Below are 13,279 nucleotides of genomic sequence, written 5' to 3' on the forward strand. Positions count from 1 at the left end.
CAGCTTCAAGAAAAGTTATAGCTGAATTCTTCATTCTCTACACCGATGTGGATTTTTCCAATCGGGCGTGCCTCCATCTTTTCAATCAGAATGTGTCTGCTGATCTCCGGCAGCAGGGTGTTGGTGAGGATGGCATCCACCATGCGGGCACCGCTCTCCACCTCTGTGCAGCGGCTGATGATCAGTTTCACGACACTATCGTCATAGGTGAGCGGAATGCCATGATTTTCTTGGATACGGGATTCAATGCGGCCCAGCTGCAGACGCACTACCTTGGCCAGGACCTCATCACTCAGAGGATAGTAGGGTATCACCACCAGCCGGCCGAGGAGGGCGGCGGGAAAGACCTTCAGCAGGGGATCGTGCAGTGAGCTGGAGATGGCATCGGGCTCCGGCATCAAATCGGGATCCTTGCACAGATTGTCAATCATCTCCGTGCCCACGTTGGAGGTCAGCAGAATCAAGGTGTTCTTGAAATCGATATGGCGGCCCTCGCCATCTTCCATCCAACCTTTATCGAATACTTGAAAAAAGATCTCATGGACGTCGGGATGGGCCTTCTCCACCTCATCCAGCAGGACTACGCTATAGGGTTTGCGTCGCACCGCTTCGGTCAAGATTCCGCCTTCGCCATAACCGACATACCCGGGAGGCGCACCTTTCAGGGTGGAGACCGTGTGCGCCTCCTGAAATTCGCTCATGTTGATGGTGATGACATTCTGTTCACCCCCATACAATGATTCCGCCAAAGTAAGCCCGGTTTCGGTCTTGCCCACGCCTGAGGGGCCGCAGAGCATGAACACGCCGATCGGTTTGTTAGGATTGTCCAGATTGGCCCGTGAGGTCAGGATGCGGCGGGAGATCATCTGCAGGGCGTGGTCTTGGCCGATGACGCGTCTTGCCAGGGTGTCACTGAGGTTGAGGATGGTTTCGATCTCATTTTTCACCATCCGTCCTACCGGGATTCCAGTCCAGTCACCGACGACGGAGGCGACTGCCTGAGCATCCACGCTGGGCAGGATCAGTGGGCGTTCGCCTTGCAGTTCGCTCAATTCCGATTTGAGTTCGGTCAGACGCTGCATCATCTCTTCGGCCGATAGATCAGATGCGGAATCAGAGCCCGTGTCCTCCGATTCATCACTGACCCCGAGCTTGCTTTGTGTTTCGCTATCCTCGCCGGCATTCTCTTCGGTGCCGGTGTCTTCATCGCCACCGTTCAATCCCTTGAGCTGGTTTTGTATCTGCAGCAGTTCTTCCACCAGCGCCTTTTCAGTCTCCCAGCGTTCTGAGAGCCGGACCAGTCGATCGCGCTCCTGCTCGAGTTTTTCCAGGGTGGCGCTTTCACGCTCCTCGGTATCCATGCCGATGGCCTTTTCCCGGCCGATGATCGCCAATTCCGTCTCAAAGGCCTCGATGCGGCGTTCACTGTCATCCACCTCTGCAGGGACAGCCGCCTGGCTGATGGCAACCCTGGCGCAGGTGGTATCCAACAGGCTGACCGATTTATCCGGCAGTTGACGGGCAGGGATATAGCGATGAGAGAGTCTGACCGAGGCATCCAGTGCTTCATCCAGGATCTGCACCTGATGGTGATCTTCCAGGGTCGATGCCACGCCGCGCATCATGCGGATGGCCCGATCTTCATCCGGTTCATCCACCTGCACCACCTGAAAGCGTCGGGTCAGGGCAGGATCCTTCTCGATATATTTCTTATATTCCGCCCAGGTTGTGGCGGCCACTGTACGCAGGGTGCCGCGTGCGAGGGCGGGTTTCAGCAGATTGGCCGCATCCCCGGTACCGGCACTGCCGCCGGCACCGATGAGGGTGTGCGCCTCGTCGATAAACAGGATGATCGGTTTTTCGGAGGACTGGACCTCTTCGATCACCTGCTTGAGCCGATTCTCGAACTCTCCCTTCATGCTTGCGCCGGCCTGCAACAGACCGACATCGAGTACCCGCAGGGTGACCTCTTTCAGTGAAGGGGGTACGTCACCCCGGGCGATGCGCAGGGCGAAGCCTTCCACCACTGCGGTCTTGCCGACACCGGCCTCGCCGGTAAGGATTGGGTTATTCTGGCGTCTGCGCATCAGGATATCGACTATCTGGCGGATCTCCTCATCACGCCCGACAATCGGATCGATTTCTCCATTTCTGGCCCGTTCGGTCAGGTCTACGGAAAATTGATGCAGTGCCTGCTGCTTGCCCATCTGGGCCGGGGCGATGGCATCACTGGCCTCACCGGGAGCGGCGCCACCGCCCACTTGGAAGCCGTCATTGGAACGCAATACCTGTTCCGGGGAGCCTTCAACCACTTCGTTAAAACGGTCTGTGAGGGTATCGATACTGAGCTTTTTGAACTGGTCGGAAATGCGCATCAGGGCATTGCGAAGCGTGTTGGTCTTCAATATCCCGATAATCAGGTAACCGGTGCGCACCTGGCTGTCCCCGAACATCAGAGTGCCATAGACCCAGCCTCGTTCAGTGGCCTCTTCCACGTGGGATGAGAGGTCGGAAATCGAGGTCGAACCCCGGGGTAATGCGTCGAGGGTTTCGGTTATATCCTTCGCCAAGTGGGAGGGATCGAGGTTGAACTGCTTGATGATGCGGTGGAGGTCTGAATCCTGCAGTTGCAAAATCTGGTGAAACCAGTGAACCAGCTCCACATAGGGATTTCCGCGCATTTTGCAGAATACCGTCGCACTTTCGATGGCTTTGTAGCCGAGGCTGTTCAATTTTCCAAACAGTGCGGCACGATTTATCTCGCTCATGTATGAAGCCCTCTGATTTCAAGCGGATGCAGGAACAGGTCATCGCCGTCCCGGCCCAGGGGTTCCTGAGCAAGCCATGTCGTCCAGCCGAGTCGGCTTTCGCCATCCAGGCTTAACTGCGGCACCTCTTGCTCCTGCAGGATCAGGTTCAACTCCCAGTCCTGCTCATCCCCGATATAGTTTTTTACGATTGCGATGAGTCTTTTCAGACTCTCGCCGCCGGGTAGCATACGTTGGTAGTCGTTATATTTGACGGCCCCCATCACAATGCGGAATTTCTGCTGTCCCTGCCAAACCCGGTCCCCCACGATTATCGTCGCACCCAGTGTACTGATATCCGTCGAGGCACCCAATCGACAACGACTGTTGTCAGGCAGTTCGATCCAGGTTCCGACAAACTCGTCGATATGTACCGGAAGTTGGAAAAAGTCTTGTATGATCGCTTCCAGACCTTCTGCATTGCGGGTCTGATCCGAGAGTCTCCCGGCATAGTGCAGTTTTGCCAGGTCCGGCATCGCATCGCGATCACGAAGGTGGGGGGATCCGATGCCGAATACAGAACCGAGGTAGTTACCGAATCTGTCCTGTTCCGGGCGATCGAAACTGACGGTCGGCTGACTGTTTGCCCAGACCCGGTAGAAGAGGGTTAGCAGCCGATGCTGAAAATGATCGAGAAAAGCGACTTGGGTGGGGTCATGCTCGTTGTGTATTCGGTCGTGGACATATTCAGTCAGATGAAGTGGGAGAGGCCCGTTGGGGCCCAGTAAACCAAAAAAGTAGACACCCAGACGGGGCGGTAATCCCCCCTTGCCCTGTTTGAATGAGGAAAGGGTTGATGGCTGAAACCCCATGGTCGGATCCTGACCGAGTCGAATTGCATCATGTTTGGTATGCAATGACTCGCCCAGACGAGGCTGTTTCGGATAGGCGCACTCCAGCCGCCGCATCGCCTGATAAAAATCAAAGCGATAGGGTGCCTGTTGCAGCCTGTCAAACAGACCTAGAGCGTTTGTCTCAGACCCAGCCTTACCGGCCATCGCATGATCTCTCCGCGTTGCAGGGTGACAATCACCGTCTCCGTGAAGGAGTTGATTGCCGTATATTTTCGAAAAAACTGTTCCATCATCGCACCGAACAGGAATGCGCCACTGCCTTCAAATGCCATTTCATCCAAGGTCAGGGTTACCTCCAGGCCACGGCCAAATGCTATCGGGCCAGGACTGGGCAGACGTCTGTTGACCGGCTTCGAGGTGATCGATACGACCCCTTCGATCTGTTTTCGCATCGTTGGATCGCCGGTGTCTGAATAGAGTTGTAAAAAGTCCTTCAGTGCCGCTGTACTCTGTTCCCGGTCCTCACCGGAGAGTGAGAGATAATTGAGCGAAAGATGATTGATCAGACGCCAACTGATGCCTCCCTTCGCGGTGGATGGCTTGGGTTTCGTGGGAGAACCAATACAGCGGATAGTATTCACCGGGGTACTGCTGTCGAGGCTGAAGTTTGATTCGCCGTGACCCAGTGGAAGATGCATCGATAGATCACGATTGGTACAGAGTGTCGTTACTGAAAGCTGCCGTAGATCACTTTGAAAGGGCGCTTCATCCCCATCCACGATAGAGATAAATACCTCACTGCCCACATAGCTGGAACGGGCACCCTCACGCTGTTGTTTGGATGAGAGCAACCTTGGCATTCTATGGGTGGCGTAATAGGCTTGAGGCTGATCGCTCGAGATAAAGTCATTACTGGCATAGAAGGGATAGAAGGTCTGACTCTGCTCGCTACTACTGCCGAAGCCCTTGATCTCCTCGATTTCATACACCTCATAGTCCATCGGCCGGGTCCGGTCGGGCAGGATATGATATTCCGCTTCACTGTCGGTCAAATGGATACGGTCGGCGCGTTTCGGAAAAAGGTTGATGCACGGAGCACAGTAGAGCAGGAAGTTTGATTCGTTCAGACTATCTTCAAGTTCGGGATCGCTCTCATCGAGCATGATGAAGAGATCCAGTGAATTTCCCTCACAACTACTGATGACCCGCTGCAGGTCGAACAGTTCGATGAACATGAATCGCTCGGGTAGCGCATAGTATTCCGCCAGGAACCGATAACCCTGAAAGGATCGGGGACCATATGGCAGCAGGGATTCGTCTTTCTCAAACCCCATGATGCGTGCCGGTCCGGGAGCTGACGTGGTGCTGTATTGATCCGAATCCGGATTTTTGCCGATGATACGCAAGGTGTGGCCTGCCAGCGCCTCAAAGGTACGCATTCCGGTTTCCCCTCCGGTTAAAAAGAGGGGCAGTTTGTTCAGGTCGAGCTTGTTGAATGGGATCTCACCGGTAGTGTTCAGCCTGATGCGTATGGCAGCCTTGGCCTTTTCCTGTCTACCGATACCTGCCAGGTTGATTGCCGCCGGTGTGGGGAGATAGTCCGCGCTTTGAATTTCGATCGGCCATAATGTGACATCTTGTGCGCTGCGATAGATACAGGCCGTGTGGCTCCCCTTGCCAAGGCGGCTGCGCAGGATCGAGTGGCGGGGCAGCAGGAAGCCGTCTCCCAGGGAGGGTTCCAGCATGTCTGCCTGGAACTGAACCACCATCATCGACGGAGTGGGACAGAGATAGTGGGGAAAGACCCGCTCCATCAGATGCTGGGTAAAGCGTGGGAACTCCTCATCGATCTTAAGCTGGATTCTGGCCGCGAGAAAACTGAAACCCTCTAACAGACGCTCCACATAGGGATCGGCACATTCGAATTCGTCGAGTGAAAGGCGGCTGGCAATCTTGGGATAGGATTTTGCGAACTCTGCCCCCATTTCGCGCATGAACTGCAATTCGCTGTTGTAATATTTGAGTAATCTCGGATCCATGTGATTACTCCAACCCTGAACTGAATGCATCGGACAGGGTCACGCCACCTTCCTCCAGGTCGATCTGGGTCTTGATAAGCAGATGGGAAGGTGTCGGCACCGCCCATAGCCGACCCTCGATTTCAAACATCAATCGATTGTGGCTCTCTTTGCCGCTGTCCCTGATAGAGCGTACCCTGACGGATTGCGGTAAGATGCGCGGCTCGTAATCCTGAATCGCCTGCCGTACCAGACGTTCCAGTCGCGCAAGATCCATCCCCGTTACCAGATGTCCCGAGAGCTCCGTGAGACCATAGTTGAGTACTGAATGTTCCACCTCCGGATAGGCAGTAAGATCTTCTGTGGTCGAGAGGTTGGTGGTGTTCAGCAACCAGGCTAAATCACGCATGACCATTTGTCGCAGGCGACGCATGGAGATGATCCGCTTATCCTGTGATTCACGGGTTTTGCCTGGCTCATCATCGGTTAGCCGGTCAAGCAGAGACGGTTGTAACTGATTCTGTTGTTTAGCGGTTTTCAAACTGAATACTCCGATTAACCGCCATTTGCTTGGAACGTTTGATATGCATACTGATGATTGGTTTGACTAGTCCGCTTCGCTGTCTATCGATGTTTTGAAATCAATCTGACGGGTACTCAACAGGGGATACTCGTCCAGATTGGTCGTAAACATCCTTTGTCCCAGTCCGGTATAGAGCCCTTGGTAGGGTTCCAGCCATTCGGTTTTCCTGGAAAGCTTCAGCATCGCATCGCTTTCTTCCTCGGTGTCCGGGTAACGTGCAGGAATCAGTGCAACAGTCTGTCCTTCGTTCTCAAACGTCAAATGGGCAGGCGCCCACACCATGTCCCTCAGATCCTCAGGCGTATCGATAGTCACCTGTTTCAGGCGCTGCATCGGAATCCAATAGTATCGCCCATTGATGATCGCCTCCAGCATCGGTCCGATACGATTGTCGGCATCGGCAATCCATTCGAAAGATTGCTCATCGATGGTGCCGGCGCTTCCTGGCGCCAACTCAAAGGCCTGATTGCGCAGTGTTTCGGCTTGAGCGTATTCTCCGGCCCCAGCGTGTTTCAGCGCTTCGATGAGAAATGCGGTCCACTCGGGGGGATCGCCGAAAATCAAAGGGGATTTCTCACCGCTGAATACCTCTTTTCGGAACAGTTCGCAATGAATGGCCTCGCGGTAGGTCTGCGTCATCGGTAGATTCAGTGAATCCATGTCGCCTGCCACGTCCAATTGACTCAGTGCGCGTTCCCATTCACCGATTACGCAGAGTAATTGAAAGAGAAATACCCGTAATTTAGCGTTCGAGGGCTCTTTTCGGATTGTCTGCTGTAGTGCCTGGAGAGCCTCGTCTAATTGACCTTGTTTTAAAAGTTCTTCTGCATCCATCGTGATGACCTTATATGCTCTCTGATCGAGGCAAATTGCAACGACCCTAATGAATTGTGATTGCTAGGATCTGTTAACACTCATTCAATCAGTCCGGGGGGATTATTATTTCGTTCCGGCAAGGCAGAATGAGCGATGCGTTGTTGTTCGTTGTTGGTTTGGAATTACCAATCCTCTCTCCTCGCGCCTTGATTGGCGCTTTTTCAAGTACAACAGAGCCGATTGAATGAGTGTTAACAGGCTCCAGAGTGTGTTCAATGTGCGATTCATGATCAGAATACCCACGTTGACGACTGCTCAAGGATACCTGTGATGACGAGTACAATGAGTGATCCCGAAGCTTTCGCAAATTACGATGGTATCTTTGCTCCCTTGACGCAAAATCCAAGGCAGACAGTTCCTTGGGTCAACTCACCCATTACTCCCCCTGGGGGAGTAATGGTGTCTGTTGTAAATTATATTGAATGGTGACCTGTTATGAGATGCATTACTCCTGTTTGTTGGTCTCAAGATTCCAGGTTCTGTCCGTGGCGGCACCAGGACTACCGGTATGATCAATAGGCGTGTACTCCCATTTGATCTTGCCGTATGCGAATTCTACGGTTTCAATTGGTTTGGTCTCATCACCTGCACTACCACCGGGCATGACCGAGTTGACGATGACATCTTCCATGGTGTATTTCATAAAAGTGTGTTTGTCACCTGAAGCCAGGCATAATTCGACTTCCACTTTTGGTATGTGTTCGCCTTTGGCGCACTTGATGTTGAGATCGGGTGTCCCATTGTCTATGGTCTTTACCGCCAGAAAAGGCGAGAAATCGGCTCGTCCGCCGGTTCGACCACCGGTGCCGCTGGCGCCGGAGACAGGCTGTGATACCCCGTGACTGTAACTCAATAATTCGATCCATTTACTGTGGGCATCATCGGTGCTTTCACCATCAACCCCCTCAATCTTCATAAACATATCAACTGCCATGATTAAATCCTCCAGTTAGTGGTTTCGCGGTATCAGGCTGTCTTCTCGGAAGGTAGCTTTGATACCAGTCGTAGAGAAACCGTCAATCCTTCCAGCTGGTAATGCGGTCGCAGGAAAAATTTAGACGTATAGTAACCAGGGTTGCCTTCAACTTCTGAGACAACAACTTCGGCGGCTGCCAGCGGTTTGCGCGCCTTGTCTTCTTCGGATGCTGTTGACGGATTGGGCTCAACATAATTCTGAATCCATTTGTTGAGCCATTTCTCCATGTCATCACGCTCTTTAAAGGAGCCGATTTTGTCGCGAACGATACACTTCAGGTAGTGGGCGAAACGGCAGCTGGCAAAGAGATAGGGGAGACGTGCCGCCAGGTTGGCATTCGCGGTTGCATCCGGGTCATCATATTCGGATGGTTTTTGCAGAGACTGGGCGCCGATAAAGGCGGCAAAGTCAGAATTTTTGCGGTGAAGTAGCGGCATGAAACCATTTTTGGCCAGCTCAGCTTCACGACGATCCGAGATGGCGATCTCGGTCGGACATTTCATGTCCACACCACCATCGTCAGTGGGGAAGGTGTGTGTCGGCAGACTCTCCACTGCGCCACCGGACTCAACGCCCCGGATACGGGTTGTCCAGCCATACATCTTGAACGCCCGGTTGATATTTACCGCCATCGCGTAGGCGGAGTTCGACCAGGTGTATTTGTTATGCTGTGCGCCTTCCGTGTCCTCTTCAAAATCGAATTCCTCGACGGGATCGGTCTTGACGCCATAAGGAAGGCGTGACAGAAAACGTGGCATGGCCAGGCCGACGTAACGGGAGTCCTCGGACTCTCTCAGAGAGCGCCAGGAGGCGTATTCAGGCGTCTGGAAGATCTTTGTCAGGTCCCTTGGGTTGGCCAGTTCCTGCCAGGAATCCATCTGCATGACCGTCGGTGCAGCGCCGGCAATGAATGGGGCATGGGCCGCCGCCGCAACCTTGGACATGTTTGTGAGCATCTCCACATCGGGCGGTGATTGGTCGAAATGGTAGTCGCCGACCATACAGCCATAAGGTTCGCCGCCGAACTGGCCATACTCCTCCTCATAGACCTTCTTGAAGATCGGGCTCTGATCCCAGGCGGTCCCCTTGAATTTTTTCAGGGTCTTGCCAAGTTCCTGTTTGGAGATATTCATCACCCTGATCTTCAACATCTCGTCGGTTTCGGTATTGTTAACCAGATAGTGAAGTCCGCGCCAGGTGCCTTCCAGCTTTTGGAACTCCTCGTGGTGCAGGATCAGGTTGACCTGTTCTGTGAGCTTTCTGTCGATCTCGGCGATGATGCCCTCGATGGTTTCGACGGCATCGTCGGATACGATGCTGGTCTCTTTCAGCACCTGCTCAGCCAGCGTCTGTACAGCACTGGTAACCGCTTCCTTGGTTCGCTCGGTCTTGGGCTTGAACTCCTGTTGAAGCAGTGCTGAAAACTCGTCAGGGACTACGCCAGTTGTCGATTCTTTGCCTTCGGCCTGTTGGGTATCTGTTTCAGCCATGCTTTACTCCTCTGCTGAGGACGAATCCTCAGATGATGCTTCGTCAGGATTGGGGGAAGATGCCAGTGATTGCAGCAGTGTCGGATCTTTCAAGGCCTTGGCGATCAGTTCCTCCGCGCCGGATTTACCATCCATGTAGGTCAGCAGGTTGGCCAACTGGGTACGAGCATCGAGCAGTTGTCGCAAGGCGCCGACCTTTTTGGCTACCGCCGCAGGTGAAAAGTCATCCATGCTCTCAAAGGTGATATCCACATTGATGTTGCCTTCACCTGTCAATGTATTCGGTACCCTGAAGGCCGTACGCGGTTTCATGGCTTTGAGACGTTCATCAAAATTATCGACATCGATCTCAAGCATCTTACGCTCGGCTACCGGCGCTAAAGCCTCTTCCGGTTTGCCTGATAGATCCGCCATCACTCCCATGATGAAAGGTAGCTGGATCATCTTTTCAGCCCCGTAGAGTTCCACGTCGTACTCAATCTGGACCCTGGGTGCCCGGTTTCGGGCTACAAACTTCTGGCTGCTCTCTTTTGCCACGATCTACCTCTCTATTATCTCTAAACCAATTCGGTATGTTGCCACTAAAAATCGATTCCGGCAGGGTAGTTTCCTGGCCCTACCTGTCCTCTTCCTTCCACAGAAAATCAAATTGCGACATGCCATTCGGCGCCAAGTCCTGGACGATCTCGTAAAAGTCCATCTTCACCAGCCGCTTTGCTCGATCGAGTAGCAATGGTATAGGGCTGGAAGGTTCATGTTTGCGGTAATACTGGTTGATTCGCTCTAAAGCACTGATGACATCGTCACGGCTGTTGATGGTTCCGGAAGATGTGTTTTGCTGTTGTGCCGATACGCCACTACCATCCTGCATCGTGTCAGCTTCCATCGTGTCGACGCCGGCTCGAGTCGCAACCTCTTTTTCCAGCAGTTTCATATGATCCACGAGGGATTGAAGATCAGGCGCCTGGTCGATGCCTACTCGTTCATTCAGCTGGCTCTCTATCGCGTTTACACACTCGATGGCACTGCGGATATGGGACAGGGTCTGTTGCGGCTGTTCCGATGGACACTCGCGGAATGCAGCGTCGATCTGATCCAGCGCAATCTCCTGGTTATCCGCATCGGTGGGTTGCAGGTTGCCTGTGGCAATTTGAATATCCCGGTAACTGAAGGTCCCCATGACGTTGGATGCAACCACTGGAATCTTGTTGACGGCGGCCAGGGTGTCAAAGGGGTCGCATAGATTGATCAGGGTGTTGATTCTGATCGTAGGATCGTTGTTGTCCTCAGGATCGAGTTGAGGATGCAGGCTCTCCCAATACTGATTAATGTACCCCCTGATGAGTTCGAGACCGTCGGAGAGTCCGGCAAAGCCATCGGTGTGAATCAACGCGCGGGTAAGGTAGATGGCAGCTCGCAAATCCTTGCTCTGCTGCAAAACCTGTAGTGCCTTGTTTTTCAGTTCACGCCAGTCCGGGTCTTCGGCCGGAACAATCGTGTCACCGAACTCCTGTTCCGCTTTACCCTCTGATGCCCTTTCCATCTCACTGAACAGAGGATCATATTCCAAGTCGGAACCTGCCGGGGCTTCCTCTGAGACCGCAGTGAGAAGTTTTTCAAGGTCAATGGTCGTCGTCAATCCTTCATCCCCCATGAAATAGTGCTGATCGCACTATTTGATTCTACTTGCTTATCTGATCTGTTTCTGTCTTTCCAATGTTGATTTCGCATATCCCTTTTAACCACTAGGTTTAGCACAAAACCGTTGTAGTTGATACTATAACAATTGCCGATAAGTGGAAGTTAAATATTACCATTTTGGTCAATATAGTAATTATTTACACCCTGGTTTATCGTCGCTAACGGAGCTGGTGAACATTTACATGATGGCACTTGTGTTGCGCTGTCCATAAAATTGCCGTCAACCGCTGGAAAAGCCAAGGTGTTGGAACCAGGGGAGTTGAATGGTGTTCCTGTTGCGGCTGCCGATAACCGGGACAAGACCTAGATTGAGTAATTGCTCGATCTGTTGCTCATTCAGCAGTAGTTTGGTGCAGGGCTGGAGGTGACGCTCACCTTCGCTCTGGTAGGTATAGGCCGGTAAATCGGTCAATAACGATGCCTGGACCGTATCCCCCTCGGTCATCCACCGATTTATCAGCACAACCGTCTGCGCATAGGCCGGGTTGCCCCATAACATCTCATCAATCGTCCAGTTTTGATTTAGCTCTTCAAATGATAGTGATTGAATAGGGTCGGTGGTGGAACCGTAGGGCAGGCGGAGCAGCATCTCGGGATACAGCAGTGCTATTCTCCTGGCTGAGGGTTGCTTTCTGAAGGTGTGCCAGGCATTGAAGGTATCCCCGAATTTGGCCTGATCGTTGAGGAAACTTGAAGCGGATCCGGCCAGCAGGGTGCCGTCAAAACAATCCATCAGTAATCCCAACCAATCCAGCATCTTTGTACTTTCCTGATCGGGGCCATAATGGTGATTATCTATAAGTATAAAACTGGATTCTAATAAATCTCGTCGTTCAAGCGTCTCTCTGATTACTCGATAGAGGGAAGAAGTTGTTGGTTCCGTATGACTCGACCGTTCCAGTTCCAACTCGGAGCGCCGGATATCCAAGAGATAGCATGTTATAGAGGGATCGGGCTCAATACTGTGCAACAACCAATCCACGGAACGCCAGCTTGCTTCCAGTTTTTGGAAACTTTCATTGTGCAGCACACTTCTTAATAAAATGGTTTTGTCTGTCTCATCGAGCGTATCGGCCGGCGATTCATCGGATGTATCGGACTGATCCACACCAGAGGCGTTTTCGGCAAGCCTACGAACCGCATCCGCGATCATCGATTGTTTGGCATTGTTTAAAGACGAACCTGATTCCTGTTGCTGTTCCACGGACAGGGGGCGTTGACCAAGCAACCGTGATAGTGTCTCCTTTTGCGATTCGTTTTCATCAGATCTCTCATCATCGGCTGATATTTCCTCGCTACGATGATCAGAGGAGGTTAGTGTCTGTTGCTCAGCCGTTACCGGTCGATAATCGGCCAGTTGGTCCAGCAGTACATCGGGATGAAAATCATCAAGGGATTTAAATCGAAGAGTGATTTGTTGGCCCGAGTTGCCCAACAGTGTAAGCGAAGGATGTAATTTTGCGATCTTTTTGTCGAGGGTATCGGTTTCGATGCTGTGCAGTGAATGGCCGCTTTCTGTGATTGGATTACCGGTGCCGGTGCCTCCGCCAAAGCTTCCAAGCATGACAATTGTAAAGCCTTTGGCGGAATCCTGTATGTGATTTCGATCCGTCTTTTTACCAAGCTCGACCGAGAAGTGCATTCGCTCCGACATATTATTATCTCATCCTTATCAGTGTGTAGCTGTCAACGGAACTATGTCACTCAACAAACCCCAAGCGTAGCAGGTCGTAGCAACTGTTCAATGTCCGCAAGGGTCTGTTTATTGAGTATTTGGCTATAAATCACACTGTGTGACTACTCATTTGTGTCTCGCCTAAGTATCTTAACGGAAGCCGCCAGGTCGAATAATCAGGCAATCAGGTATTCGGCATAGTGGCGACTGGATCGATTATTGTGCAGTGCATTGTATAAAGTGACACACAGCCATTGTGCAAAACTACCTATACGACAGCATTGACCCAAGCTATTCTGAATCACATACTCTAAATACTTAACATGCTTTCGTATAATCTCTCCATCTCGAGAGCGTTT

At 52.3% G+C, this 13,279-nt stretch carries 10 protein-coding genes; all 10 read right to left on the minus strand.

Features of this window, described 5'->3' with window-relative positions:
• Nucleotides 1-5: 5 nt before the first annotated feature.
• The 10 genes from tssH to CODIS_RS13000 all read right to left on the minus strand — a co-directional run bounded on the left by tssH (nucleotide 6) and on the right by CODIS_RS13000 (nucleotide 12,899).
• The gene (gene tssH / locus CODIS_RS12955) at nucleotides 6-2,768 is read right to left on the minus strand and encodes a type VI secretion system ATPase TssH (RefSeq protein ID WP_069125779.1); all 2,763 of its coding nucleotides are present in this window, start codon (nucleotides 2,766-2,768) and stop codon (nucleotides 6-8) included.
• Nucleotides 2,765-3,805 carry a type VI secretion system baseplate subunit TssG gene (tssG, locus tag CODIS_RS12960; RefSeq protein WP_069125781.1) on the minus strand — a complete coding sequence of 347 codons (1,041 nt, stop codon included), beginning with the start codon at nucleotides 3,803-3,805 and terminating at the stop codon, nucleotides 2,765-2,767. The genes tssH and tssG overlap by 4 nt, the downstream gene beginning before the upstream one ends.
• Nucleotides 3,769-5,640 (minus strand): type VI secretion system baseplate subunit TssF, encoded by a 1,872-nt coding sequence (gene tssF, locus CODIS_RS12965; protein WP_069125784.1) that lies wholly within the window; start codon nucleotides 5,638-5,640, stop codon nucleotides 3,769-3,771. The genes tssG and tssF overlap by 37 nt, the downstream gene beginning before the upstream one ends.
• 4 nt (nucleotides 5,641-5,644) lie before the next feature.
• Nucleotides 5,645-6,160 (minus strand): type VI secretion system baseplate subunit TssE, encoded by a 516-nt coding sequence (gene tssE / locus CODIS_RS12970; protein ID WP_069125786.1) that lies wholly within the window; start codon nucleotides 6,158-6,160, stop codon nucleotides 5,645-5,647.
• Nucleotides 6,161-6,226: 66 nt separating this feature from the next.
• The gene (locus CODIS_RS12975; RefSeq protein ID WP_069125788.1) at nucleotides 6,227-7,036 is read right to left on the minus strand and encodes a type VI secretion system accessory protein TagJ; all 810 of its coding nucleotides are present in this window, start codon (nucleotides 7,034-7,036) and stop codon (nucleotides 6,227-6,229) included.
• Nucleotides 7,037-7,523: 487 nt separating this feature from the next.
• Entirely contained in the window at nucleotides 7,524-8,012 is a 489-nt protein-coding gene (locus CODIS_RS12980) for an Hcp family type VI secretion system effector (protein ID WP_069125791.1), read from the minus strand.
• 32 nt (nucleotides 8,013-8,044) lie between these two features.
• Entirely contained in the window at nucleotides 8,045-9,544 is a 1,500-nt protein-coding gene (gene tssC / locus CODIS_RS12985) for a type VI secretion system contractile sheath large subunit (RefSeq protein ID WP_069125793.1), read from the minus strand.
• A gap of 3 nt (nucleotides 9,545-9,547) precedes the next feature.
• Nucleotides 9,548-10,081, minus strand: coding sequence for a type VI secretion system contractile sheath small subunit (gene tssB / locus CODIS_RS12990; RefSeq protein ID WP_069125795.1), 534 nt, complete (start codon nucleotides 10,079-10,081; stop codon nucleotides 9,548-9,550).
• A gap of 79 nt (nucleotides 10,082-10,160) precedes the next feature.
• A complete protein-coding gene (gene tssA / locus CODIS_RS12995; protein ID WP_069125798.1) occupies nucleotides 10,161-11,198 on the minus strand; it encodes a type VI secretion system protein TssA in 1,038 nt (345 codons plus the stop codon).
• 267 nt (nucleotides 11,199-11,465) lie between these two features.
• On the minus strand, nucleotides 11,466-12,899 hold the full coding sequence (locus tag CODIS_RS13000; protein ID WP_069125800.1) for a type VI secretion system contractile sheath domain-containing protein: 1,434 nt from the start codon (nucleotides 12,897-12,899) through the stop codon (nucleotides 11,466-11,468).
• Between the last annotated feature and the right edge of the window lie 380 nt (nucleotides 12,900-13,279).

The organism is Candidatus Thiodiazotropha endolucinida (assembly GCF_001715975.1).
Lineage (GTDB): Bacteria > Pseudomonadota > Gammaproteobacteria > Chromatiales > Chromatiaceae > Thiodiazotropha > Thiodiazotropha endolucinida.